This window comes from Labrys okinawensis (assembly GCF_047345005.1).
GTDB classification, from domain to species: Bacteria; Pseudomonadota; Alphaproteobacteria; order Rhizobiales; family Labraceae; genus Labrys; species Labrys okinawensis.
This window is the reverse complement of the sequence record NZ_CP178864.1, coordinates 5,960,923-5,984,802: the sequence shown is the minus strand read 5'-3', so window position 1 is coordinate 5,984,802 and position 23,880 is coordinate 5,960,923. Positions and strand designations below refer to the sequence as shown.

Here is a 23,880-nt window from a genome sequence, read left to right as displayed (position 1 = left end):
GCCCCTCACCTCTAGCCTCTCCCCGTAAATGGGGCGAGGGGGCACGACCGGCGCGACTGATTCTCCCACCTTTCATCTCGCCCAACCGTTGGGCGAGATGAGCCTTCTCAGACTGATCCCCGACGTGGAAGTCACCTCGCCCCGTTCTTACGGGGAGAGGATAGAGGTGAGGGGCTGCGCAGGCCCCACCATTTTCTCTTATGAAGAAATGTCATTTAACTATGGACCATCATGCCTTGACTGGAAGGCGGATGACAATGCGGGTGCCGCGCTTCCTCACGGCCGGACTCTCGGCCGTGATGGTGCCGCCCATCGCCTCTACGAAGCCGCGGCTGATGGACAGGCCCAGGCCTGTACCTGCCGCGCGGCCGTCCACCTTGCCGCGGCGATAGAACTTATCGAAGATCCGTTCGAGGTCCGCTGGCGGTATGCCCTTGCCCTGGTCGGTCACGGTGACCACCACCTCTCCCTCTTCGCGCCGGGCGTAGATGGTGGTGGGCGTATCCTCGCCGCCATATTTATGCGCGTTGTCGATCAGGTTGAACAGGACCTGGCCGAGCAAGGTGGAATCGCCGCGTACCGGCGGCAGCTCGGGGGCGACACTGACCTCGATCGCCCGCTCCGGGAAGGCCTTGCGGGCTCGTTCCACCGCCGCGCGGACGACATCCGGAACATCCACCCAGTCACGCTTCGCATTGAGGGCGCCTGCCTCGATACGCGTCATGTCGAGCAGATTGGAGACGAAGCGCGAAAGGCGGGCGGCTTCCTCCTCGATGGAGGCGAGCAGGTCGTCGCGGCTTTCCGGGCTCATCTTGCGGCCGAATTCGCGCAGGCTAGTGACCGCACCGGTGATCGAGGAGAGCGGGGTGCGCAAGTCATGCGAGATCGAGGAGAGCAGGGCTCCGCGCAACTTCTCGCTCTCCTCCAGCGCCACGGTGCGGGCATTCTCGCGGGCAAGCTGGGCGCGGTCGATGGCGATCGCCGTCTGGTCGAGGATGGCGCCGAGCACGCGCTCCTCGGTCGGACTGAGGGGCGGGGCGTCCCTCGGTTGCTCGAAGCCGAACACGCCGACAGGGCCGTGCGGCGCCATGATCGGCCGGAACTGGAAGCGCAGATTGGGCAGCGTTTCCGTTCCCTTGCCGGCATTCTCGCGCTTCTCGAAGGCCCAGCGCAGGGCCGTCATGTCGGTGGAATCGAGCACGGTGTCGGGCGGCCAGGCGGCGGAAACGGTGAGTTCTTCCTCGACCGGGATGGCGATGACCACCTGGCCGTGCAGCGTTGCCTGCGCATGGGCGACGCCGGCCCAGACGACGTCATCGATGCTGGTGATGCCCGAGAGCTTGCGCGAGAATTCGTAGAGCGCCTGCAGATTTGTCGCCCGCCGTCCGGCGCCCTCGGCCCGGTCGCGCACGCGGCCGGCGAGATCGCCGGTGGTGACGGCGACGATGAGGAAGATCACCAGCGCGAAGAGCTCATAGGGTTCGGCGACCGTGAAGGTGTAGACCGGCGTGATGAAGAAGAAATTATAGGCGAGGAAGGATAGCACCGCCGCTGCGATAGCGCTGAGCCGGCCAACCGTCAGGGCGCAAACCAGCACCGCCATCAGGAAGAGCATGGAAAGATTGGGCAGGGGCGTGAAATACTCCAACCCCCTGCCAAGAGCGACGGCCGCCGCGACCGAGGTGACCGCCGAGCCGATGGTGCTGACCAACGGCGGCATCTCCCACCGGCGCCCCTTCCTGTGCTGCGGCGCTGCGTCACTATCTCCGTCGGTGATGACACAGATGCCGATATCGCTGGACTCGCGCAGCAGCGCGTCGGGCAAAGAGCGTCCGGTCAGCCGCTGCCACCAACCGGATTCGCCACGGCCAAGCACGATCTGGGTGGCATTCTCGCGTCGCGCAAGGCGCAGGATTTCGCCGACATAATCATGCCCGCTCACGCGCTGCGTCTCGGCGCCGAGACGTTCGGCCAGGCGGAATGTCTCATCGAGCCGGGCCATTGCGGTGGCATCGGCAGCGTCCTGGCCGGGCCGCTCGACGGTAACGACCAGCCAGTGGGCGTTGAGCCCGTCGGCGAGGCGGCTTGCCGTCCGCACCACCTTTTCAGACAGTGCGTCCGGGCCGATGCAGACAAGCAGGCGATCCGCGGTTTCCCATGGGCCTTCGATGGCGTTCTGCCGGAGATAGGCGATCATCTGGTCGTCGACGCGGTCGGTGGTGCGCCGCAGCGCCAGCTCGCGCAGGGCGGTCAGGTTGCCGGGCTTGAAGAATCCGTCGGCGGCGCGCTTGGCGTTTTCGGGCAGATAGACCTTGCCGGCCTCCAGGCGCTGGATGAGTTCAGCCGGGGTGATGTCGACGACGATCACCTCGTCGGCTTTCTTGATCACGCTGTCCGGAACGCTTTCGCGCACGGTGACGCCGGTGATGCGCGAGACCACGTCGACCAGGCTTTCGAGATGCTGGATGTTCAGGGCCGTCCAGACGTCGATGCCCGCGCCGATCAGTTCCTCGACATCCTGGTAGCGCTTGGGGTGGCGGCTGTCCGGTGCGTTGGTATGGGCAAGCTCGTCGACGATGATCAGCTTCGGCCGGCGGGCGAGGGCGGCATCGATGTCGAATTCGTCGAGTTCGCGGCCGCGATAATCGATCTGCCGCCGAGGCAGGATCTCCAGCCCTTCGGTCAGCGCTGCCGTCTCGGAGCGGCCATGGGTTTCCACGATGCCGACAACCATGTCGACCCCGGCATCCTTCTCTCGCCGGGCCCGGGAGAGCATGGCGTAGGTCTTGCCGACGCCCGGCGCCGCACCGAGGAAGACGGTCAGGCGACCTCGCCCCTCACGGCCCGCGAGCGCGAGCAGGGCATTGGGATCGGGTCGCTTGTCGGATGGTGGGTGCATGAGAATTTGAAAGCAGTGAACATCAATGACGGATACCTCGCCCTCCGGCACGGGCGCGCCCTCCCCACGAAGCTGGGGAGGGGCAGGGGAGGGGTGTGGTCGGAAAAAGGCCGGCCCTGAGCAGGTTGCACAGCCGCGGAGCGCTACCGATGAAGCACAGCCTTGCTTTCCACACCCCTTCCGATCTCGCTTCGCGAGGCCACCTCCACCAGCTTCGTGGAGGAGGCGCCGCGCCTTTCGCCGAATGGTCTCACTTCGTCGTCAATGCATCAAGCGCGAGGTTGAGCGCGAGAACATTGACATGCGGCTCACCGATGACGCCGAACAGGCGGCCGGAGGTCTGGGCGTCGAGCACGCTCTTCACCTGATCTTCGGGCAGGTTTCGCGCCTTGGCGATACGGGCGACCTGCATTGCGCCATCAGCCGGCGTGATATCGGGGTCGAGGCCGGAACCGGAAGTGGTGACGGCGTCGGCCGGGATATCACCGGTCACGCCCTGCTTGCGCAGGTCGGCAATCGAGGCCGTGACGCGGTCCACGAGAGGCTTCGAGGTCGGGCCAAGATTGGAGCCGGTGGAGTTGTCGGCATTGTAGGGCTGGGCGATCGTCTTGGTGGCATCGTTCGGATCGGTGCCCGACGTCGCCGAGGGGCGGCCCTGGAAATATTTGTCCGAGGTGAAGTTCTGGCCGATCAGGGCCGAACCTATCACCGTCCCGTAGCGGCTCACCAGGCTGCCATTGGCGGCCGAGGGAAAGGCCACCTGGGCAATGCCGGTGATGAAGTAGGGATAGATCCCGCCGAGCAGGATGGTGAAGAGGGCCATCATCACGATGGCGGGGCGGATATGAGTCAACATGGGTTTGTCTTTCACACCAGATGCAGCGTGGCTACGACGAGGTCGATGGCCTTGATGCCGATGAAGGGCACGATGATGCCGCCGAGGCCGTAGACCAGCAGGTTGCGCCTCAGCAGGGCCGCCGCGCCGACCGGCTTGTAGGCGACGCCCTTCAGCGCCAGCGGGATTAGGGCGATGATGATCAGGGCGTTGAAAATCACCGCCGAGAGGATCGCCGATTGTGGCGAGGACAGCTGCATCACGTTCAGCGCGCCGAGCGCCGGATAGGTCGCGATGAACAAAGCCGGGATGATGGCGAAGTATTTCGCGACGTCGTTGGCGATCGAGAAGGTGGTGAGCGAGCCGCGCGTCATCAGCAATTGCTTGCCGATACCGACGATCTCGATCAGCTTGGTGGGGCTGGAGTCGAGGTCCACCATGTTGCCGGCCTCGCGGGCGGCCTGGGTGCCTGTCTGCATGGCCACGCCGACATCGGCCTGGGCCAAGGCAGGGGCGTCGTTGGTGCCGTCGCCGCACATGGCGATCAGGCGCCCGCCGGTCTGCTCCTTGCGTATATAGGCGAGCTTCTCCTCGGGCGTGGCTTCGGCCAGGAAGTCGTCGACGCCGGCCTCGGACGCGATGGCGGCGGCGGTGATCGGGTTGTCGCCCGTCACCATCACGGTACGGATGCCCATGGCCCTGAGCTCGGCGAAGCGCTCCTTGATGCCGGGCTTGACCACATCCTTGAGATGCACCACGCCGAGGATGCGGCTGCCATCGGCGACGCCCAGCGGCGTGCCGCCGGTGCGGGCCACACGTTCCACCGCCTGGCGGAAGGCGGCTGGAGCCGCATCGAGCGTGGTGCCGGCGAACTTCACGATAGAGTCGACGGCGCCCTTGCGGATGGAGCGGCCATCGATGTCGATGCCCGACAGGCGGGTCTGCGCCGCGAAGGGGATGGTGGTGATCTTCTTGCAGGTGAGATCCGGCTCCCTCAGGCCATAATCGCCTTGCGCGAGCGCGATGATCGAGCGTCCCTCAGGCGTCTCGTCGGCGAGACTGGCGAGCAGCACGGCGGAGGCGAGTTCCTCGTCGCCGATGCCTGGCACGGCGATGAATTCGGTCGCCATGCGGTTGCCGAAGGTGATGGTGCCGGTCTTGTCGAGCAGCAGAGTGTCGACGTCACCGGCCGCCTCCACCGCGCGGCCCGAGGTCGCGATCACGTTGAAGCGGATCAGGCGGTCCATGCCGGCGATGCCGATGGCCGAGAGGAGGCCACCGATCGTGGTCGGGATCAGCGTCACCAGCAGGGCGACCAGCACGGTGATCGAGACCACTGTGCCGGAATAGCCCGCGAAGCCCCAAAGCGTGACGACGGCGATCAGAAAGATCAGCGTCATGCCCGAGAGCAGGATGGAGAGGGCGATCTCGTTTGGGGTTTTCTGGCGCTCGGCACCCTCGACGAGGGCGATCATGCGATCGATGAAGGAGGAGCCTGGCTGCGTGGTGATACGCACCTTGATCCAGTCGGACAGCACCATCGTGCCGCCGGTGACGGCCGAGCGGTCGCCGCCTGATTCGCGGATCACCGGGGCGGACTCACCTGTGATGGCGCTCTCGTTGACCGAGGCGACGCCCTCGATCACCTCGCCATCACCGGGGATGAGGTCCCCCGCCTCGACGATGACGACATCGCCCATATTGAGCTTGGTCGCGTCGATCAACTGGTAATTGCTGTTGGCCGCGGTCGGGGATGCCAGGCGCTTGGCCTTGAGGTCCGACTTGGTCTTGCGCAGGCTTTCGGCCTGCGCCTTGCCGCGCCCTTCGGCGACGGCTTCGGCAAAGGTGGCGAACAGCACGGTGAACCAGAGCCAGGCGGCGATCTGGGCCGAGAAGACGATACCCTGGCCGGTAACGAGGTCACGCAGGCAGAGCACCGTGACCAGGGCCGCCACAACCTCGGTGACGAAGATCACCGGATTGCGGACGAGCAGCCTTGGGTCGAGCTTGACGAAGGCATCCTTGATGGCAGGCAGCAGGATCGCCGCATCGAACATGGAGGGAGCAGTGGGTTTGGATGACATGATTGCCATTCCTCAGAAGGTTGTGCCGGCGAGCATCAGGTAGTGCTCGACGATGGGTCCCAGCGCGAGGGCGGGGAAGAATTGCAGGCCGCCGACGATCAGGATGACGCCGACGAGGAGGCCGACAAAGAGCGGCGTATGGGTGGGGAAGGTGCCGGCCGAAGCGGGGACCTTGGTCTTGGCGACCAGCGAGCCGGCGATGGCCATCACGGGCACGACATAGCCGAAGCGACCGAGGACCATGGAGATGCCGAGCGTGGTGTTGTACCAGGGCGTGTTGGCCGACAGGCCTGCGAAGGCCGAGCCGTTATTGCCGGTCGCAGAGGTGAAGGCGTAGAGGATCTCGCTGAGGCCGTGCGGGCCGGCATTTTCGATCTGCGAGATGCCGAAAGGCGCCATGGCGGAGATCGAGGCAAAGCCGAGGATGCAGACCGGCAGGATCAGCACCGCCAGCATGGCGTATTTCATCTCGCGCGCCTCGATCTTCTTGCCGAGGAACTCCGGCGTGCGACCGACCATCAGGCCGGCGATGAACACGCTGAGCACGACGAAGACGACCATGCCGTAGAGGCCCGAGCCGACACCGCCGGGCAGCACTTCGCCCAGCTGGATCAGGAACATCGGGACAAGGCCGCCGAGCGGCGTGAGCGAGGCATGCATGGCGTTGACGGCGCCGCAGGACAGGCCCGTGGTGGCCGCCACGAACACGGCCGTCATGGCCTGGCCGAAGCGGACTTCCTTGCCTTCCATGTTGCCGAGGCTGGGATCGACGCCGAGATGGGCGAGGATCGGATTGCCGAACGTCTCGGCCCAGTAGACCGCACAGACGCCGGCGATCAGCACGACGGCCATGGCCGAGAGCAGCGCCCAGCCCTGGCGGCGGCTGCCGACCATCTGGCCGAAAGTGTAGACCAGGGCCGAAGAGATCGCGAGCATGGAGAAGATCGAGAGATAATTGGCGAGCGCGCTCGGATTCTCGAAGGGGTGGGCGGAATTTGCGTTCAGGAAGCCGCCGCCATTGGTGCCCAGCTGCTTGATCGCCTCCTGGCTGGCCATCGGGCCGATGGCCAGCGTCTGCTTGGCGCCCTCCAGCGTGCCGACATCGACGGTGCCGAGCATGGTCTGCGGAATGCCAAGGGCCACGAAGGCGATGGCGACGATGATGGCGATCGGCAGCAGGATGTAAAGCGTGCAGCGGGTTAGATCGACCCAGAAGTTGCCGAGCGTCGTCGCGCCCGAGCGGATGAAGGCACGGGTGACGGCAATGGCGAGGGCGATGCCGGTGGCGGCCGAGACGAAATTATGCACGGTGAGCCCAGCCATCTGGCTGAAATTGCTCATCGTGGATTCTCCGGCATAGGACTGCCAGTTGGTGTTGGTGACAAAGCTCACCGAGGTGTTGAAGGCGAGATCCGGCGTCAGGTTGGAAAAGCCTTGCGGGTTCAGCGGCAGATAGGCCTGCAGGCGGAAGATCGCATAGAGCGAGGCAAAGCCGGCCGCGCTGAACACCAGCATGGCGATGGTGTAGGTGAGCCAGTTCTGTTCTTTCGCCGGGTCGATGCCGGACAGGGCATAGAAGCCCTTCTCGACGGGCGCCAGCACGGGCGAGAGGAATGTCCTCTCACCGGTGAAGACACGGGCCATGTAGGCGCCCAGTGGCTTGACCACTGCGAGGACCAGGGCGAACAGAAGGATGATCTGAAGCCATCCGTTCAATGACATGGAAGTTCTCCAAAGGGATACGGGCCCCCGCAGCACTTGGCGAGGGCCCGGGGCGGGCGTGGGAAGCAGGAAGCGGGCCCGCCTTCCCGATGAGGCGGCCCCGCTCCCGTCGCGTGTCATCGCGCCGGCGCGGGGGTGGCCGGCGGCGCTGGGACACGCAAGGCGAAAGACGGGAAGTTAAAAGCGCTCGGGCTTCAGCAAGGTGGCAACGAGATACGCACCGAGGGCGAGGGCGACGACAAGGCCGAGGATGGGATCGAACATCGGGTCCTCCTTACAGCCGGTCGAGGGCACGGGCATAGAGGACGAGCACGAACAGTCCCCCGACACCAAGCGCCACATAAGCAAGATCAAGCATGGCAAACTCCTACCCGATTGGGCATGGACAGGGTGTGCCACCAAAGTGCGTCAGGGTTCGATTCCGATTGTGGGTCGGGGATATAAGGATAGTGTAAGGAATTCCTGGGATCGCAGGCTTCCAGCCTGCGCTTCCTCCGCCAAAAGGCGTTGCATTCCCAAGAGCAGGCAAGGATGCCTGCGATCCCAGGCGGCTCATCCCTTGGAGCGGGCGTAGCGCGTGGCTGACTGGGTTTCCGACACGGCCGAGACTTTGTTGTCGCGATAGCCAGCCTTCCGCATCGCTTGCCGCACCTGCGCTTCGCCGAAGGTGAAATGTGGCCCCTTGCCATGCACGATCCAGATTGGCACGGCTGCAGGCAGGCCTTCATGCAGGGCCATTGCATGTGCGAGCTCGGCGGCACTGCCGACGACAGCGAGGCTGATCCGTACCTCGGCCATGATGTATGCCTGCGCATTGGCGAGCGCCGCGAGCAGCATGGGCTCCTTCACCTCGCCGATCAGCCACGCCTTGTTATCCGGCCCAATGCCGAGTTTCTGCGCCAGGGTTGGCGGCGGGGTGGCGAGCTTCTTCGCCCAGCTCGTGGCAAGGTCGGCTCCGAGCTGCAAAGCGAGGCTATCCTCGCCGACCCGGAAATGAAGCTCCTCGCCCTCGACGCCGATCTCGCTCATCCCGGCAATCGCGAAGCGGCCCTTGAGCCCACCGCGCAGAATCAACTCGTGCGATTCCAGCAGCGCCTTCGCCACGGCGCTTCGTCCGTTCCAGCGGCAGGGGACGAGAGCTTCGCGTCCCATTCCAGCCTCGGCTCAGAAGTTGTTCTTGCGTTCGCGCAGCTCGGCGAACACCGTTGCCGCGTCGGCGCCTTCCAGGCCGACGGCCTTGGCGACCGCGGGCGCGTCGGCGCGCAGGAAGGGGTTCTCGCGCTTTTCAGCGCCCAGCAGCACGGGAAGGGTGAATTCGTGCTCGGCGCGCTGCGCCTCCACCTCTTTCGCACGCTTGGCAAGATCTTCGTTGGTGGGATCGACCGTCACGGCGAAGCGGGCGTTGGAGAGCGTATATTCGTGGCCGCAATAGAGCGCGGTGTCGTCTGGCAGAGCGCGCAGCTTGAGGAGCGAGGTCCACATCTGCGCCGGCGTGCCCTCGAACAGCCGTCCGCAGCCGAGCGAGAACAAGGTGTCGGCGGCGAAGAGCAGTTTCTGCTCAGGGAAATGATAGGAAATATGGCCCACCGTATGCCCGGGGGTGTCGATGATGCCAGCCGTCAGCGTGCCCACCGAGACGCTGCCGCCTTCCTCGACCGTCTCGTCCACCGCCGGAATGCGGTGCGCGTCGGCCTTGGCCGCAACCACGCGGCAGCCATAGGAGGCTTTCAGCGATTCGATGCCGGCGACGTGGTCCTCATGGTGATGCGTGACCAGGATATCGGTAAGGCGCCAGCCGCGGCGGGTGAGGGCAGCCTCGATCGCCTCGACCTCGGGCGCGTCGATGGCGGCGGTGCGGCCGGTGTCGGTATCGTGGACAAGCACGCCAAAATTGTCGGTGCGGCACAAGAAAAGTTCGATCAGCGCGCTCATTTTCACTCTCGCTTGTAAGGGCAAACCCTTCTAAGCGATCAAGCGCGCGAGGTCACGCAGGGAGTGGGCTTCGTAAAATCACAATCCGGGAGCCCTTGGGAATGTCTGGCGAAACTGTAGTGATCGGCGATGGGCCCTTGACGATCGAGGCGCTCACCGCGATCGCGCGGGGCCGCCATCCGGCTGCGCTTTCGGCGGCGGCGCAGGAGCGCATCAGGGCGTCGCGCTCGGTGATCGAAAGGGCCATTGCGGACAACAAGCCGGTCTATGGCCTCACCACCGGGCTCGGTGCCGGCGTCGATACCCGCCTCTCGCCTGACGATCTTGCCGCCTTTCAGCGCCGTGTCGCCTTCGCCCGCGCCGTCGGTGTCGGCGGCGAGATGCCGGCCGAGGAGGTGCGCGCCATGATGGCCGCCCGCGTCGCCGGGATGAGCATCGGCCAGACTGGCGTGTCGCTGGCGGTGACGCAGGCTCTCGTCGATGCCCTCAATGCCGGCTTCCATCCCATCGTGCCGTCGATCGGTTCCGTCGGTGCGGCCGACCTCGCCCCGCTCGCCCATATGGCGCTTGCTCTGCTCGGCGACGGCGAGGCCGAGATTGGCGGCGAGCGCATGGGCGGCGGCGAGGCGCTGAAGCGTGCCGGCCTGCAGCCCGTGCCGATCGGTCCCAAGGACGGCCATGCTCTTGTCGTCGCCAATGCCGCCTCCGCTGGACGCGGGGCCCTGGCGCTGGCCGACGTGCGCCTGGCGCTCGATACGCTCGACCGTGCCGCTGCCCTCTCGATGGAAGCCTTCGGCGCCAATATCTCGCCGCTGGCCGAAGCGGTGAACGCCGCGCGTCCGGCGCCAGGCCAGCTCGAGGCGGCCAGGAACGTCTATGCCCTGCTGGCCGGCGGACCGCTCGGTGAGAACAAGGCAAGCCGTCGCGTGCAGGATCCACTCTCCTTCCGCTGCGTTGCGCCGGTGCATGGCGCGGCGCGCACGGCTTATGCAGAGGCAGAGGCGATGGTGCTGCTCGAGCTCAATCATTCGGGCGACAATCCCGTCATCGTCGACGGGCAACTGAAGTCGAACGGTAATTTCGACATGACCGGCTTCACTTTGCGCTTCGAGGCACTATCGCAAGCCCTGTCCCATGTGGCGACCATCTCGGCCCAGCGCGCCCTCAAGCTGATGTCGCCCTCATATTCCGATCAGCCGCGCTTCCTCACGCCCATGGGCCAGAGCCGAACCGGCTTCGCCACGCTGCAAAAGGTGATCAGTGCCCTCGAGGGAGAGATCCGCGCCCGCGCCCAGCCAGCGACGCTGGCCCTGCTTCATGCCGCCGACGGGGTCGAGGACCATGCCGCCAACGCGCCCGCCGCCGTTACCAAGCTGGCGGAAAGTGCCGAGCGCCTGCTTTATCTGGCCGCCTGCGAGATGGTTGTGGCGGCCCAGAGCATCGACCTGAGGGGCAATGTGCAGCTGGGTGGAGGCACTGCGCGCATTCGGGACTTCGTGCGGGCCCATGTCGACAGGCTGGAAGAAGACCGCCCGAGCGGACCCGATGTCTCGCGCCTGGCGGAGGCGATCTGGGCAGGGCAGTGGAGCCGTGCCTCTTCATCCAAGGTCGGTTGACGCTCCACTTGTCAGACCATACCATCCCTGCCAACACCAAGGCCGCGCAGACGGTTCGAACAGGTGAGGCGACCCCATGCTCGACTATCCCATCGTCGATGCCCATGTGCATCTGCTCGATCCTGCCCGGCTCGGCTATGCGTGGACGCGCAATGCCCCGGGCCTGAGGCCGAAGGCTTCTCCGGCGGATCTCGTGGCTGCAGCCTCGCCCGTCGAGATCGAGCGATTCGTTTTCGTCGAGGTCGATGTCGATGAGGGACAATATCTCGACGAGGCGGCCTGGGTGTCGGATATCGCCGCCGCCGATCCGCGGCTTGGTGGCGCTGTCGCCTGTCTGCCGCTGGAGCGAGGAGTTGCCATCAAGGCGGATCTCGAAAAGCTGGTCGCCCTCAAGCCCGTGCGCGGCGTGCGGCGGCTGATCCAGAACCAGCCGGATCCCGATTTCTGTATCCGGCCGGATTTCATCGCCGGTCTGAAACTGCTGGCGCAGCACGACCTTTCCTTCGACATCTGCATCTTCCATCATCATCTGCCCAACACGATCCGCATGGTCGAGCAGTGCCCGGAGGTCCGCTTCGTGCTCGACCATATCGCCAAGCCGGCGATCAAGGCGGGCGAGATGGATCCCTGGCGCGCCGATCTCAAGCGGCTCGCCGCATTGCCGAACGTGCATTGCAAGATCTCGGGCGTGAGCACCGAGGCCGATCACCGCAACTGGACCCGGTCCGAGATCACGCCCTATATCGAGCACGCACTGGAGACTTTCGGCTTCAACCGCGTGATGTTCGGCAGCGACTGGCATGTGCTGGAGCTCGCCGGCACCTATCCCGACTGGGTGCATATCGTCGACGAGATCACGCATGGCTGCTCGCCGGACGAGCGGCGCAAACTGTTCCGCGACAATGCCATCGCCTTCTATCGCCTGGCGATCTGAGACCGATGATGCTGGGCCAGCCGGATCTGCAGACGGGTGGCTACAGCATTGGGGCCATGCGCCTGCTCGCCCGCTCGACCCTCCCGCGATTCATCTTCGATTTCGCCGATGGCGCCGCGGAAGATGAATGGACCCTGCGCCGCAACGAGGCGGCGTTCGGCGATTATGCCTTCCTGCCCAAGCCCCTGAACGGGGCGGGGGAGCGCGATCTGTCGATTACCTTGTTCGGTCGCCGCCTCAGCATGCCGCTGATCCTGGGGCCGACCGGTCTTGCCGGCCTGTTCTGGCCGCAAGCCGAGAAATGCATCGCCCGCGCCGCCGCGGCCGCCGGCACGGCCTTCTGCCTCAGCCATGGCTCTGTCTGCACGCTCGAGGATGTTGCCGGCACGGGCGCCTCGCCGCGCTGGATGCAGGTCTTCATCTACAGGGATCGCGGTTTCACGCGCGAGCTCGCCAGCCGGGCCGAGGCGGCAGGCTATGACGCGCTGGTGCTCACCACCGACAACCAGGTGCTCGGCAAGCGCGAGCGCGACCTGCGCAACGGCTTTTCCATCCCGCCGCGCTTCGGCCCGCTCGATCTCGCCGGCATGGCGCTCAAGGCGCCCTGGCTCTGGCGCATGCGCGAGGAACTCCAGCGCATCAATTTCGGCAATTATGTGCGGGATGGCGAGAACGCCGATATCAAGACCCTGGCCGCGCGCATGCAGTCGCTGCTCGACCAGGGGATGAACTGGGCGGATGTCGATGCCCTGCGCGCGCAATGGCGGGGTCCGCTGATCCTCAAGGGCGTGCTGCATCCCGACGAGGCACGCGAGGCGCTGCAGCGCGGCATCGATGCCGTCATCGTCTCCAACCATGGCGGACGCCAGCTCGACGGCGCCATCGGCTCGCTCGATGCACTGCCTGCCGTGGTCGAGGCAGTACAGGGCCGCATGCCGGTGCTCGTCGATGGCGGCATCCGTCGCGGCGCCGATATGGTGAAGGCGCTCGCGCTTGGTGCCACCGCCTGCCTGGAGGGGCGCCCGCATCTGTGGGGCGTCGCTGTCGCGGGCGAAGCCGGTGTCACCCACGTGCTCGGGACCTTCCGGCGCGAGATCGACCGTGTCATGGGCCTGTGCGGCCTGCGCAGCATTGCCGACATCAAGCCGGGCCTCATCCGCCGAAGCTCATTTCACTGAAGATTGGGATACTGGACCATGATCGAAGACCCGCCGCTCCTGCAGATTCGCCGCAATTTCCCGCGGCCCACCGCCGAACAGGTCGCCGCCTTTGCCGGCGTGCAGGCCGGCTTCGTGGTTGACGCCATGAACGGGCGCGGAGCGGTGAATTACCGCATCAAGCCGATCACCACGGCGCAGTCTTTCCACGGCGTGGCTCTGCCCTGCCACACCGGCGCCAACGACAATCTCGCCGCCTTCGGCACCATCCTGGCGGCCCAGCCCGGCGATGTCGTGATGTGCGCGGCCGACAGCTTCCACGAAGTGGCCGTCATTGGCGACCTCATGCTCGGCATGATGAAGAATGCCGGCATCGCCGCCTTCGTCACCGACGGCCTGGTGCGCGACCAGATCGGCCTCCGGGCCGTCGGCCTGCCGTGCTTCGCCGCCGGCGTGACCCCCAACTCGCCCGTGCGCAACGGCCCGGGGACCGTGGGCTTTCCCGTGGTGATGGGCGGCGTCGCCGTGAGTGCCGGCGATATCGTCGTGGGTGATGAGGATGGCGTGGTGGTCGTACCCTTCGCCCGCATCGGGGAAACGATCGCCCGCCTTGCCGTGGTCAAGGCGGCGGAGGCGGATTTCGATGCGAGGGTGAAGGCAGGCCTGAAGGTGCCCGGCTTCATCCAGGCCATGGTCGATGCGGGGCGGTTCAAGGAGGTGTAACTGGGAGCGCGGACGTCCCTGCGACACTCAAGAGAGTGTCGGACGGTCCGTGCTCCAAGGAACAGTTACTGTGCGATGATCTTCACCCGGTCGCCCGGCTTGATCGGCGTGTTGTCGTCGAAGCCGTTCAGCACCAGGAAGCGCTCGAGCTGGTCCTGCGGCTCGACCATGCGCGCCGCCAGGGACTGCAGTGTATCGCCGGCACGCACGGTGACGATGTCGATATGCTCCGGATGCACGTTGCGCTGCTCATCCGGCGTCATGCGGCGGAAGCTGCTGGCCGTCTGCTGGAACAGGGCATCGGTGGAGGAGTCGAGGTTGCGAGCGGCCAGGATCAGGCGATAGACGTCGCTGCCGAAACGGATGGCATAGAGGCGGAAGCTCCAGTCCTGCCCGCGGGCGACGGCTGTGGCTGCTTCGTTGCCATTGATGTTGAGCGTGGTGATTGAACCGGTGTCGACGCCCGAGATCCAGCCCGAGCCGAGATAGGCCGAAAGCGACTGGTCGTCCTTGGTCTTCACCGTGTCGAGACGCAGCGCCCTGCCATTTCCGTCGACACCGAGAATGGCCTGCGGCGTATTGTCGAGCGTGAAGTTGGGCGGCGCGGTGAAGGTGAACGCGAGGCGCGGCTGCCAGAAAACACGCCCCTGCACGTAGCCCTGACTCGGATCCTCGCCATAGGTGAGGCCGTCGATCACCGAGAGATAACCGAACTTGTCATGTTCCCCGGAGCCGGGCTGGCCATATTGCGCCGCCTCCTCGTTCGCCTTGGCGATGCGCTCCGGCGTCGAGGGATGGGTGGAGAGGAAGTCCGGCGTGGCCGGCCGCCCCCGCGCTTCGACCTGACGGCGCATCGAAGTCAGGAAGCGGGAGGCGCCATAAGGATCGAAGGCCGCCTTGGCGATGGTGCGGATGCCGATCTCGTCTGCGGCAATCTCCTGCTGGCGCGAGAATGCGGCGAGGCTGCCCTGGCTCGACGTCGCCAGGGAGGTGTTGTGCAGCATGTCGCCGACACCAGAGACGAGCTGGGTGTTGCGCTCGGCATCGGCACGCGCCTGGGCATGGCGGGCGGAGACATGCGCCATCTCATGGGCGATCACAGCCGCGATCTCGGCATCGTCGTTGGCGAGCGCCAGGAGGCCGCGGGTGACGAAGAGCTTGCCCGAGGGTAGGGCGAAGGCATTGATCGAGGAGGCGTTGAGTACCGTCAGCTTGTAGGGGATGTCCGGCCGGTCCGACTGCGCGGCGAGGCGCTGGACGAGATCGTCGAGATAGCGCTCGAGCCTGGCGTTGCGATAAGCGCCCCCATAAGCCGCGAGCACGCGCGCGCTCTCGCGCTCGTCGGCGTTGGGCGGAGCGATCACGCGCGGGGCTTCCGCCGGCAGCGAAGTCGGTGTGGTGGCGCTTGCGGTCTGCGTCACCGGTGGATCGTTGTCGGAGACCGAGGCGCAGGAGGCAAGGCCAAGCGCAAGCGCCAGGGTGCTCAACCGCACCCAGTTCCGATATCCTGCCCCACGCCCGACCAGCATCCCGCTCAGTACCCCGATCCTTTCACGGCGACACCGGCGAGACCTTTTCGATCGCCGCCGGCTCGGTAATTTCGATACGCGGCCCATCCCGCATGGTTACAATACCGCGTGCCCTGATGTAGCTGCCCTCAAGGATCGCGGCGGAAAGACCGCTGGCTTCGAACCGTGGCCATTGTTTGGCGGGAATCGCCAAGGTCACGTCTTCCCGCCAAATTTTGCCGAAATCGATCCACACGGTCGTCTTCGTCACTCCAACATGCAGCACGCGTCCCGCCACAATGGCAAAGCCATCGACATGGCGGGCAACGGCCTCTGGAGCCGCCGCATCGGCGACTGCATAGCCCGGATCGGCCCAGAGGCCAAGCCGAGCCCGGCGGGCATTGTCCTCTGCACTCATTAATTCTGTGTAACAGGCTTCGTCCCCGATGGCCGGGCGGATGCGCGCCAGCCCCCTGGCGGCAAGATCCGATGCAAGATCGCGACCATCGACATAGAGCGCGCCGCGCAGGGCGCCATGGCGATCGGGGCCCGTCGCCGCAATCAGCGTCGCGCCGGCTCCGGCCAGGGGCGGCAGGCGCAGCGAGGCTTGATCGAGACCCGTCAGACGCACCTCTCGCCCATCGGCAAGGACGAGGTGGCCGTCCGCATTCGTGTCTGAAATCGTCACGCTCTCGCCTGACTGCGCCCCGATTGCACAAGGATCGCCCAATGTCGGCGCCGCTACTCCCCAAAATGCCACAATTGCGAACGTTTTGCCTATTTTTTGTGCATACCTTGCGGGCATCCCTGATTCCAAAAGCAGCAGTTAAGGTTTTTCGTATGATTTTTCATGGTGTTAGCACATCGGCGCGCGGTTGGCACGCCACTTGAAAGGGCGGGGCAGGCCGTGACGCGACTTTCCTTCCGAAGGCTCGCATTGCGGTGAAGCTCGTGTCCGAGGTCGGAGTAACCGGTTCTCGAAGGGGATAGAACAGCATGAAAATAGTGATGGCCGTCATCAAGCCGTTCAAGCTCGAGGAGGTGCGCGATGCACTCACCGCCTTGGGCGTGCACGGTCTGACCGTGACCGAGGTCAAGGGTTACGGAAGGCAGAAGGGGCATACGGAAATCTATCGCGGCGCCGAATATGCCGTGAGTTTCCTGCCGAAGCTGAAGATCGAAGTCGCCGTTCCCTCGGAACTGGTGAGCAAGGTGATCGATGCGGTCACCGCGGCCGCCAAGACCGGCCAGATCGGCGACGGCAAGATCTTTGTCACCCCGCTCGAAACCGCCGTGCGCATCCGCACCGGCGAGCGCGATGGCGACGCCCTCTGAGACCCGCTCCCTGGACACCCACTGTACGAGACAGGATTTCCGCTCGATGACACTTACCCGATCCCTCAAATATGCGGTGCCCGCGCTGATCGCCGTCAGCCTGCTGATTGCGCTGCCCGCCTTGGCACAGACCGCCCCCGATGCCGCAGCAGCTGCTCCGGCCGCGGCGGCCGCCGCGCCGAAGATCGATACTGGCGACACGGCCTGGATGCTGACCTCCACCGCGCTCGTTCTGATGATGACCATTCCGGGTCTGGCACTGTTCTATGGCGGCATGGTCCGCGAAAAGAACGTCCTGGCTGTTCTCGGCCAGAGCTTCGCCTGTACCGCTCTCGTCACGGTGCTGTGGATGCTGGTGGGCTACAGCCTGGCCTTTACCGACGGTGGCTCGCACCAGTCCTGGCTCGGTGGCTTCTCCTATGCCCTGCTGCGGCCGATGGGCCTGAATGCCACCAGCGCGCTGGCGCCGACCATTCCTGAGTCGGTCTATATGTGCTTCCAGATGACCTTCGCGATCATCACGCCCGCGCTGATCGCCGGTGCCTTTGCCGACCGCATGAAGTTCTCGGCCTTCCTGTGGTTCATGGGGCTGTGGCTGCTCCTCGTCTACTGCCCGATCGCCCACTGGGTCTGGGGCGGCGGCATGCTCGGTACCTCCGGCGTGCTTGACTATGCCGGCGGCACCGTCGTGCATCTCAATGCCGGTACGGCCGCTCTCATCTCCTGCCTCGTGATCGGCAAGCGCGTTGGCTACGGCACCGAGAACATGGCGCCCCACAATCTCGTGCTCTCGCTGATCGGCGCCTCGCTCCTATGGGTGGGCTGGTTCGGCTTCAATGCGGGTTCAGCCGTGACCTCGAACGTCAATGCCGGCATGGCCATGGCCGCGACCCAGATCGCCACCGCCGCAGCCTCGCTGGCCTGGATGTTCGTCGAATGGATCGTGGCCAAGAAGCCCTCGATCCTCGGCATGATCTCCGGCGCCGTCGCTGGTCTGGTAGCCATCACGCCCGCCTCCGGTTTCGTCAATCCGACCGGTGCCCTCCTCATTGGCATCCTCGCCGGCATCATCTGCTATCTCTCGGCCGTGCAGATGAAAAAGGTGTTCGGCTATGACGACGCCCTCGACGCCTGGGGCGTGCATGGCGTGGGCGGTGCGCTCGGCGCCCTCCTCACCGGCGTCTTCGCTTCAAACGCGATCAACTCAGCCGGCAAGGGCTGGATCTATGACGGCAACTTTGCCCAGATCGGTACCCAGTTCTATGGCGTGGCGGTTTCCTTCGTCTACTGCGCCATTGCCACCTACATCATCCTGAAGGTCATCGACCTGACGATCGGCCTGCGCGTCTCCAAGGAAATCGAAGTCGAGGGCCTCGACATCAACCTCCACGGCGAGACCGTGCATCACTGATCCCTCGGATAGTCCGCTATCCAAACCGGAAGGCCTCGGCGAAAGCCGGGGCTTTTCGGCGTCTTGCCACGGGAATACCGACCCCGAGCCCGGCTCGCAGAGGAAAAATTTGGGCTGGCATCAAAATTAATGCAGCGCCGACCCTCTCTTCATATCGGACTGGTTAACGATGCTGTCCGAAATGCGACAGCACCGGTCGTATTTGGAGCAGGAGATTTTCGGAGCTTTTCACCCCCTCAATCTCCGGATTTTTGCGATTATTGCGCGTGAAACCTGCTTTACCTTGCGGTCAAAGCCAGATTTTTCAGTTCGCCTTTCCCTCACGAAAAATGACAGGACGTCGCTCTGCTGTCATTTGATGTCGTTTGTAAGTCTCTTGCGTGGGAGGTTGCAAGCCACGATAGTGAGCGAGTTGAACGCCCGGGCAAACGGGCGAAACTTCCATTCAGGCGAGCCGCAGGGAACACAGATATGACGGGTAAGAACTTTACGCAGCAAGGGTCCGGCCTGATCCTTGATCGCCGCGAACTCATGAAGGGCGCCGCCGCGCTCGGCCTGAGCTTCGGTGGCCTCACCGCGCTGAGTGGCGGCGCTCTGGCCCAGGACACACCGAAGAAGGGCGGTACCCTCCGCCTCGGCATGGAAGGCGGCTCGGCGTCGGACAGCCTCGATCCGCGCACTTACGCCGATTCGATTCCGATCTCCTATGGCTACCAGATCTGGAATGGCCTGGTCGAGATCGGCGCCGACGGCAGCGCCACTGGCGAACTGCTGGAAAGCTGGGAATTCAAGCCCGGCGCCAAGGACTGGATCTTCAACGTGCGCAAGGGCGTCACCTTCCATTCCGGCAAGACGCTCGATGCGGATGACGTTATCTACTCGCTCAACCTGCATCGCGGCGACACCAAGTCGGCCGCCAAGGACCTCCTCTCCTCGATCACCGACATCAAGAAGCTCAGCGCCAACCAGATCCAGATCACGTTGTCGGACGGCAACCTCGACTTGCCCTACAACCTGTCCGACTACCACATCCTGTGCGTGCCGAACAATTTCACGGACTTCTCCAAGCCCGACGGCACCGGCGCCTACAAGCTCGAAACCTTCGAGCCCGGCGTGCGCCTGGTCACCAAGAACACGGGCAATTACTGGAAGCCGGGTCGCGGCAATTTCGACTCGATCGAATTGCAGTACATCCCCGACGCCACCGCCCGCATGCAGGCCCTGCTCGCCGGCCAGGTCGACGCCATCAACCGCCTCGACGCCAAGACGATGGACATCATGACGGCCTCGCCGGATACCAGCGTCGTGCAAACCAAGGGCACCGGCAACCGCTTCGCCTTTGTGGCGCTGTGCGACATGGATCCCTACAAGAGCGCCGACCTGCGCTGGGCGCTGAAGTACGGCATGGATCGCAAGAAGATCGTCGACACCGTCTATATGGGCTACGCCACCATCGGCAACGACACGACGGTTTCGCCCTCGCACAAATACTACGCCAAGGACGTGCCGCAGACCCCCTATGATCCGGACAAGGCCGCTTCCTACTACAAGAAGGCCGGGTCGCCGAAGATCGAGCTCAAGGTCTCGGAAGGCGCCTACTCCGGTGCCACGGATGCCGGCGTGCTTTACCAGGAAGCTATGAAGCAGGCAGGCATCGACCTCACCGTCACCCGCGTCTCGGGCGACGGCTACTGGTCGAATGTCTGGCTGAAGGAACCCTTCTGCGCCGTCTATTGGGGCGGCCGCCCGACGATCGACCTGCAGCTCTCGCAGACATTCCTGTCGTCGGCCAACTGGAACGACACCCATTGGAAACGCGAGGACTTCGACAAGGTGGTCATCGCCGCCCGTGTCGAAACCGACGAAGCCAAGCGCGTGCAAATGTATTCCGAGGCCCAGAAGATGATCCACGACGATGGCGGCATGGTCTGCTACGCGGTCGGCGATTATCTCGACGGCTACTCCAAGAAGGTCATGGGCACCGCTCCGCATCCGCGCTACGACATGTGTGACCAGCGCATCGCCGAAAAGGGCTGGTTCGCCTAACGTCAAACCGGGGGTGTGGCATATCAGCCGCACCCCTTTTCCTTTCAAGACAAAGGCCGAACCGCGGGCGGGGGGAACTGCTCCGTGAACGCGCCTCTATTAACAAGTTTGGAAAGGACGCCGCTGTGGGACGTCTCATTGCCTGGCGCATCATACAGGGCGTGGTGACGCTTTTCGCCATTTCCTTGATCATCTTCCTGTTGACGCTTGCCCTGCCTGGTGATGCCGCCACCGCGGTGCTCGGCCAGTCCGCCACTCCTGAAACCGTCGCTGCCTACCGGCACGATGTCGGTCTCGACCTGCCGGCGTGGCAGCGCTACCTGACCTGGCTGTGGAACGTCCTCACCCATTTCGATTTCGGCAAGTCCTATACGAACCAGCGCGTCATCGTCGAAGACCTCTGGCCGCGGTTCAAGAACACGATCTGGCTCGCCGCCTTTGCAACGCTGCTTTCGGTGCCGCTCGCCGTCATCACCGGCGTGACCTGCGCCATTACCGAAGGGCGCATTGCCGACCGCGCCGCCAATATCGGCGCGCTGGTGGCGATCTCAATGCCTGAGTTCTTCGTCGGCGGCATCCTCATCCTCTTCCTCACCGGCAAGGGCATGTGGTTTGCCCCGACGGCGAGCGTCACGCCGGAAATGAGCCTCTGGGCGCGCGCCATCGCAACCTTCCTGCCGGCGGTGGCCATGACCTGCCTGGTCTGCGCCCATATGATGCGCATGACCCGCAACTCCGTGCTGTCGATCATGTCGACGCCTTATATCGAAATGGCCTTTCTTAAGGGCATGACGCGCAGCCGCGTCGTCGCCCGCCACGCCTTGCCGAATGCGGCCTCGCCGATCATCTCGGTGGTGGCGCTCAACATCGCCTATCTCGTGGTCGGCGTCGTCGTGGTGGAGAAGGTGTTCACTTATCCTGGCGTCGGCCAATACATGATCGACGCGGTCAGCAAGCGCGACATTCCCGTGGTGCTCGCCTGCGGCATGCTCTTTGCCGCCGTCTTCATCATTCTCAATACGATTGCCGACGTGATGGCGATCATCCTCAACCCGCGTCTGCGGCACCCACGGTAAGAGGGCAGCATGAAAATCTTCGGTCACAAAGCGCCGCTCACTGCCGTCATCGGCCTCGCCATCATCTTCATCAATATCGCGGTGGCGATCATCGGTCCCTTGCTCGTGCCCTATACCGACACGCAGATCGTGGGCAAGATGTTCCAGGGCATCTCGCACACGAGCTGGCTCGGCACCGACAAACTCGGCCGTGATATCTTGACCCGCCTCGTCTACGGCGCGCGGCTCACCATCGGCATCGCCCTCATCACCACGCTTCTCTCCTTTGCCATCGGCATTACCACCGGCCTGATCGCCGCGGTCACCGGCCGTTGGGTCGATATCTTGCTCTCCCGCCTGTGCGACATCATCCTGTCGATCCCCTCACTGATCTGGGCATTGATCATCCTCGGCATTTTCGGCCAGACGCTGACCTCGCTCGTTCTGACCCTTGCCTTCCTCGACTCCACCCGCGTGTTCCGTCTGGCGCGCGCGCTCGGCATGAACCTCGCCTCGCTCGACTTCGTCGAAGTGGCGCGGCTGCGCGGCGAGGGCCTGTGGTGGGTGGTGCGTCGCGAAATCCTGCCCAACGCCATGGCACCGCTGATGTCGGAATTCGGCCTGCGCTTCTGCTTCAACTTCCTGATGATCGCGGCGCTCTCGTTCCTCGGTCTCGGCGTGCCGCTGCCGCTCTCCGACTGGGGTGGCATGGTGCGCGACGACATGCAGAGCCTGACCCTGTCCAAGGTCATCCCCACGATCTCGCCTTCGGCGCTTTATCCCGCCGCCGCGATTGCACTTCTCACTGTCGGCATCAATCTTGTCGTCGACTGGTTCCTGTCGATCGATGCTCGCCCGTCCGGCGCGCAGGCAGAAATGTAAGGGGGCCAAGATGGCAGACAGCAAACCCAACTCCGCCCCCTCGACCGATCTCATCCTCGAGCTCGAAAAGCTCAAGGTCGAGACCATCACCGGCCGTGTGCTGGTCGACAATGTCGACGTCACCCTCAAGCGCGGCGAGATCCTTGGCCTGATCGGTGAATCGGGCGCCGGCAAATCGACCATCGGTCTCGCATCGATGGCCTATGCCCGCGCGGGCATGCGCATCACCGGCGGCTCCATTACGCTCGATGGCACGGAGCTCCGGGCCTCCACCGCCGCCCAGCGCCGCAATTTCCGCGGCAAGAGCATCGCCTATATCGCACAGAGCGCCGCTGCTTCGTTCAATCCTTCCATGACTCTCATGGACCAGGTTTGCGAAGCCCCGGTGATGCATGGCGTGATGACGCGGCCCGAGGCTGAAACCTACGCCAAAAAGCTCTTTCGGACCCTGCAACTGCCCAACCCCGACACCATCGGTGGACGCTATCCGCATCAGGTCTCGGGCGGCCAGTTGCAGCGCGCCATGGCTGCCATGGCGATGAGCTGCCGTCCGGACGTGATCGTGCTCGACGAGCCGACCACCGCTCTCGACGTCACCACGCAGATCGAGGTCCTGGCGCTGCTGCGTGACCTCATCCGCGAATTCGGCACGGCGGGCCTCTACATCACGCACGACCTCGCGGTCGTTGCGCAGATCGCTCACCGCATCATGGTGCTCAGGCATGGCAAGATGATCGAGGTGGGCGGCGCCCAGCAAATCCTCGAACAGCCCAAGACCGACTATGCCACGGCGCTCGTCAACGAACGGCGCAACGCCGAACACCTCCAGCTCAGTGCGCCGGTCAATGTCGAGCAGCCAGTCCTGTCGATGACCAATGTCACGGCAGGCTATGGCCCGGTGCCCATCGTCAAGAATGCCTCCTTCAAGCTCGCCAAGGGCGAGACGTTGGCGGTGGTGGGCGAATCAGGCTCGGGCAAGAGCACCATCGCCCGCATCGTCGTCGGGCTGCTGCCACGCTGGGAAGGCGATGTTTCCCTCAATGGCAAGACCCTGCCGCCGGCCCTCAACCAGCGCAGCAAGGATATCCTGCGCCGGCTGCAGATGGTGCATCAGTTGCCGGACGTCGCGCTCAATCCGCGCCACACGCTGGCACAGATCATCGGCCGTCCGATTGCGTTCTACTTCAATCGCTCGGGAGCGGAAGTCCGCAAGGGGGTCCTGGAGCTGTTGCGCAAGGTCGGCCTGCCGGAAGACTTCGCCGATCGCCGTCCTGGCCAGCTATCAGGTGGCCAGAAGCAGCGAATCTGCATCGCCCGCGCTTTGGCCGCTGAGCCTGAAGTGATCATCTGCGACGAGCCGACTTCTGCGCTCGATCCGCTGGTGGCCGAGGAAGTGCTCAAGCTCCTCAAAAAGCTGCAGGACGATCTCGGGCTGTCCTACATCTTCATCACCCATGACCTCGGCACGGTGAAGCGCATCGCCCACCGCACGGCGGTGATGCTGAAGGGTGAGATCATCGCCCAGGGCCCGACGGCCGAGATCTTCTCACCGCCCTTCCACCCCTACACCGAGAAGCTCATCAGCTCGGTGCCCGAGATGGATACGCATTGGCTGGACAGCATTCTGGCCAGCCGCAAGGGCCAGATCCTGATCTGAGCTGCTGGGAGCGCGGACGTCCTCGTCCGCTCTTGAAACGTCGCGTATAGGGAGAGGGGCGTGAACCGATCGGCTCACGCCCCT

General features: G+C 64.6%; 19 protein-coding genes. 10 read left to right on the top strand and 9 right to left on the bottom strand.

Annotation, left to right across the window (positions count from 1 at the left end; all coding sequences use genetic code 11):
* Positions 1 to 229: 229 nt before the first annotated feature.
* The 7 genes from ACMDCR_RS27885 to gloB form a co-directional block, all read right to left on the bottom strand.
* Positions 230 to 2,899 carry an ATP-binding protein gene (locus ACMDCR_RS27885; protein ID WP_413989735.1) on the bottom strand — a complete coding sequence of 890 codons (2,670 nt, stop codon included), beginning with the start codon at positions 2,897 to 2,899 and terminating at the stop codon, positions 230 to 232.
* Positions 2,900 to 3,149: 250 nt separating this feature from the next.
* Positions 3,150 to 3,755 (bottom strand): potassium-transporting ATPase subunit KdpC, encoded by a 606-nt coding sequence (gene kdpC / locus ACMDCR_RS27880; protein ID WP_413989734.1) that lies wholly within the window; start codon positions 3,753 to 3,755, stop codon positions 3,150 to 3,152.
* Positions 3,756 to 3,766: 11 nt separating this feature from the next.
* Complete coding sequence (gene kdpB / locus ACMDCR_RS27875) at positions 3,767 to 5,818, bottom strand: potassium-transporting ATPase subunit KdpB (protein ID WP_413989733.1); 2,052 nt, start codon at positions 5,816 to 5,818, stop codon at positions 3,767 to 3,769.
* A gap of 12 nt (positions 5,819 to 5,830) precedes the next feature.
* Positions 5,831 to 7,540: a potassium-transporting ATPase subunit KdpA gene (gene kdpA, locus ACMDCR_RS27870; protein ID WP_413989732.1), complete on the bottom strand. Its 1,710-nt coding sequence runs from the start codon at positions 7,538 to 7,540 to the stop codon at positions 5,831 to 5,833.
* Between the two features lie 177 nt (positions 7,541 to 7,717).
* Complete coding sequence (gene kdpF / locus ACMDCR_RS27865) at positions 7,718 to 7,840, bottom strand: K(+)-transporting ATPase subunit F (protein ID WP_413989731.1); 123 nt, start codon at positions 7,838 to 7,840, stop codon at positions 7,718 to 7,720.
* A gap of 252 nt (positions 7,841 to 8,092) precedes the next feature.
* Positions 8,093 to 8,692: a hypothetical protein gene (locus ACMDCR_RS27860; protein ID WP_413989730.1), complete on the bottom strand. Its 600-nt coding sequence runs from the start codon at positions 8,690 to 8,692 to the stop codon at positions 8,093 to 8,095.
* A 12-nt stretch (positions 8,693 to 8,704) separates the two neighbouring features.
* The gene (gloB, locus tag ACMDCR_RS27855; RefSeq protein ID WP_413989729.1) at positions 8,705 to 9,472 is read right to left on the bottom strand and encodes a hydroxyacylglutathione hydrolase; all 768 of its coding nucleotides are present in this window, start codon (positions 9,470 to 9,472) and stop codon (positions 8,705 to 8,707) included.
* A 101-nt stretch (positions 9,473 to 9,573) separates the two neighbouring features.
* Between gloB and ACMDCR_RS27850 the strand changes: the two genes are divergently transcribed.
* From ACMDCR_RS27850 to ACMDCR_RS27835, 4 genes are all read left to right on the top strand, one after another.
* Positions 9,574 to 11,088 (top strand): HAL/PAL/TAL family ammonia-lyase, encoded by a 1,515-nt coding sequence (locus ACMDCR_RS27850; protein ID WP_413989728.1) that lies wholly within the window; start codon positions 9,574 to 9,576, stop codon positions 11,086 to 11,088.
* 76 nt (positions 11,089 to 11,164) lie between these two features.
* Positions 11,165 to 12,022: an amidohydrolase family protein gene (locus ACMDCR_RS27845; RefSeq protein WP_413989727.1), complete on the top strand. Its 858-nt coding sequence runs from the start codon at positions 11,165 to 11,167 to the stop codon at positions 12,020 to 12,022.
* 5 nt (positions 12,023 to 12,027) lie between these two features.
* Positions 12,028 to 13,200 (top strand): alpha-hydroxy acid oxidase, encoded by a 1,173-nt coding sequence (locus ACMDCR_RS27840; protein WP_413989726.1) that lies wholly within the window; start codon positions 12,028 to 12,030, stop codon positions 13,198 to 13,200.
* A gap of 18 nt (positions 13,201 to 13,218) precedes the next feature.
* Complete coding sequence (locus ACMDCR_RS27835) at positions 13,219 to 13,902, top strand: RraA family protein (RefSeq protein ID WP_413989725.1); 684 nt, start codon at positions 13,219 to 13,221, stop codon at positions 13,900 to 13,902.
* A 65-nt stretch (positions 13,903 to 13,967) separates the two neighbouring features.
* Here the strand turns inward: ACMDCR_RS27835 and ACMDCR_RS27830 are convergent, their stop codons facing one another.
* Positions 13,968 to 15,395 carry a M48 family metalloprotease gene (locus ACMDCR_RS27830; protein WP_413989724.1) on the bottom strand — a complete coding sequence of 476 codons (1,428 nt, stop codon included), beginning with the start codon at positions 15,393 to 15,395 and terminating at the stop codon, positions 13,968 to 13,970.
* A gap of 58 nt (positions 15,396 to 15,453) precedes the next feature.
* Positions 15,454 to 16,098, bottom strand: a complete 645-nt coding sequence (locus ACMDCR_RS27825) for a thermonuclease family protein (protein WP_413989723.1) — start codon at positions 16,096 to 16,098, stop codon at positions 15,454 to 15,456.
* 308 nt (positions 16,099 to 16,406) lie between these two features.
* Here ACMDCR_RS27825 and ACMDCR_RS27820 point away from each other — a divergent pair, with 308 nt between their 5' ends.
* From ACMDCR_RS27820 to ACMDCR_RS27795, 6 genes are all read left to right on the top strand, one after another.
* The gene (locus ACMDCR_RS27820; RefSeq protein ID WP_284313707.1) at positions 16,407 to 16,745 is read left to right on the top strand and encodes a P-II family nitrogen regulator; all 339 of its coding nucleotides are present in this window, start codon (positions 16,407 to 16,409) and stop codon (positions 16,743 to 16,745) included.
* A 46-nt stretch (positions 16,746 to 16,791) separates the two neighbouring features.
* Positions 16,792 to 18,156, top strand: a complete 1,365-nt coding sequence (locus ACMDCR_RS27815; RefSeq protein WP_413989722.1) for an ammonium transporter — start codon at positions 16,792 to 16,794, stop codon at positions 18,154 to 18,156.
* Positions 18,157 to 18,627: 471 nt separating this feature from the next.
* Complete coding sequence (locus tag ACMDCR_RS27810; RefSeq protein WP_413989721.1) at positions 18,628 to 20,202, top strand: ABC transporter substrate-binding protein; 1,575 nt, start codon at positions 18,628 to 18,630, stop codon at positions 20,200 to 20,202.
* 125 nt (positions 20,203 to 20,327) lie between these two features.
* Positions 20,328 to 21,278: an ABC transporter permease gene (locus ACMDCR_RS27805; RefSeq protein ID WP_413989720.1), complete on the top strand. Its 951-nt coding sequence runs from the start codon at positions 20,328 to 20,330 to the stop codon at positions 21,276 to 21,278.
* A gap of 9 nt (positions 21,279 to 21,287) precedes the next feature.
* Positions 21,288 to 22,139 (top strand): ABC transporter permease, encoded by an 852-nt coding sequence (locus tag ACMDCR_RS27800; RefSeq protein WP_413989719.1) that lies wholly within the window; start codon positions 21,288 to 21,290, stop codon positions 22,137 to 22,139.
* A 10-nt stretch (positions 22,140 to 22,149) separates the two neighbouring features.
* Entirely contained in the window at positions 22,150 to 23,796 is a 1,647-nt protein-coding gene (locus ACMDCR_RS27795) for an ABC transporter ATP-binding protein (protein ID WP_413989718.1), read from the top strand.
* The last annotated feature ends 84 nt before the right edge of the window (positions 23,797 to 23,880 follow it).

Coding starts and splice junctions, on each gene's coding strand:
- gloB (WP_413989729.1), bottom strand. CDS start 9,472: ATGAGCGCGCTGATCGAACTTTTCTTGTGCCGCACCGACAATTTTGGC.
- ACMDCR_RS27850 (WP_413989728.1), top strand. CDS start 9,574: ATGTCTGGCGAAACTGTAGTGATCGGCGATGGGCCCTTGACGATCGAG.
- kdpA (WP_413989732.1), bottom strand. CDS start 7,540: ATGTCATTGAACGGATGGCTTCAGATCATCCTTCTGTTCGCCCTGGTC.
- ACMDCR_RS27845 (WP_413989727.1), top strand. CDS start 11,165: ATGCTCGACTATCCCATCGTCGATGCCCATGTGCATCTGCTCGATCCT.
- ACMDCR_RS27815 (WP_413989722.1), top strand. CDS start 16,792: ATGACACTTACCCGATCCCTCAAATATGCGGTGCCCGCGCTGATCGCC.
- ACMDCR_RS27800 (WP_413989719.1), top strand. CDS start 21,288: ATGAAAATCTTCGGTCACAAAGCGCCGCTCACTGCCGTCATCGGCCTC.
- ACMDCR_RS27885 (WP_413989735.1), bottom strand. CDS start 2,899: ATGCACCCACCATCCGACAAGCGACCCGATCCCAATGCCCTGCTCGCG.
- ACMDCR_RS27795 (WP_413989718.1), top strand. CDS start 22,150: ATGGCAGACAGCAAACCCAACTCCGCCCCCTCGACCGATCTCATCCTC.
- kdpB (WP_413989733.1), bottom strand. CDS start 5,818: ATGTCATCCAAACCCACTGCTCCCTCCATGTTCGATGCGGCGATCCTG.
- ACMDCR_RS27860 (WP_413989730.1), bottom strand. CDS start 8,692: ATGGGACGCGAAGCTCTCGTCCCCTGCCGCTGGAACGGACGAAGCGCC.
- ACMDCR_RS27820 (WP_284313707.1), top strand. CDS start 16,407: ATGAAAATAGTGATGGCCGTCATCAAGCCGTTCAAGCTCGAGGAGGTG.
- kdpF (WP_413989731.1), bottom strand. CDS start 7,840: ATGCCCGTGCCCTCGACCGGCTGTAAGGAGGACCCGATGTTCGATCCC.
- ACMDCR_RS27840 (WP_413989726.1), top strand. CDS start 12,028: ATGATGCTGGGCCAGCCGGATCTGCAGACGGGTGGCTACAGCATTGGG.
- ACMDCR_RS27810 (WP_413989721.1), top strand. CDS start 18,628: ATGACGGGTAAGAACTTTACGCAGCAAGGGTCCGGCCTGATCCTTGAT.
- ACMDCR_RS27835 (WP_413989725.1), top strand. CDS start 13,219: ATGATCGAAGACCCGCCGCTCCTGCAGATTCGCCGCAATTTCCCGCGG.
- kdpC (WP_413989734.1), bottom strand. CDS start 3,755: ATGTTGACTCATATCCGCCCCGCCATCGTGATGATGGCCCTCTTCACC.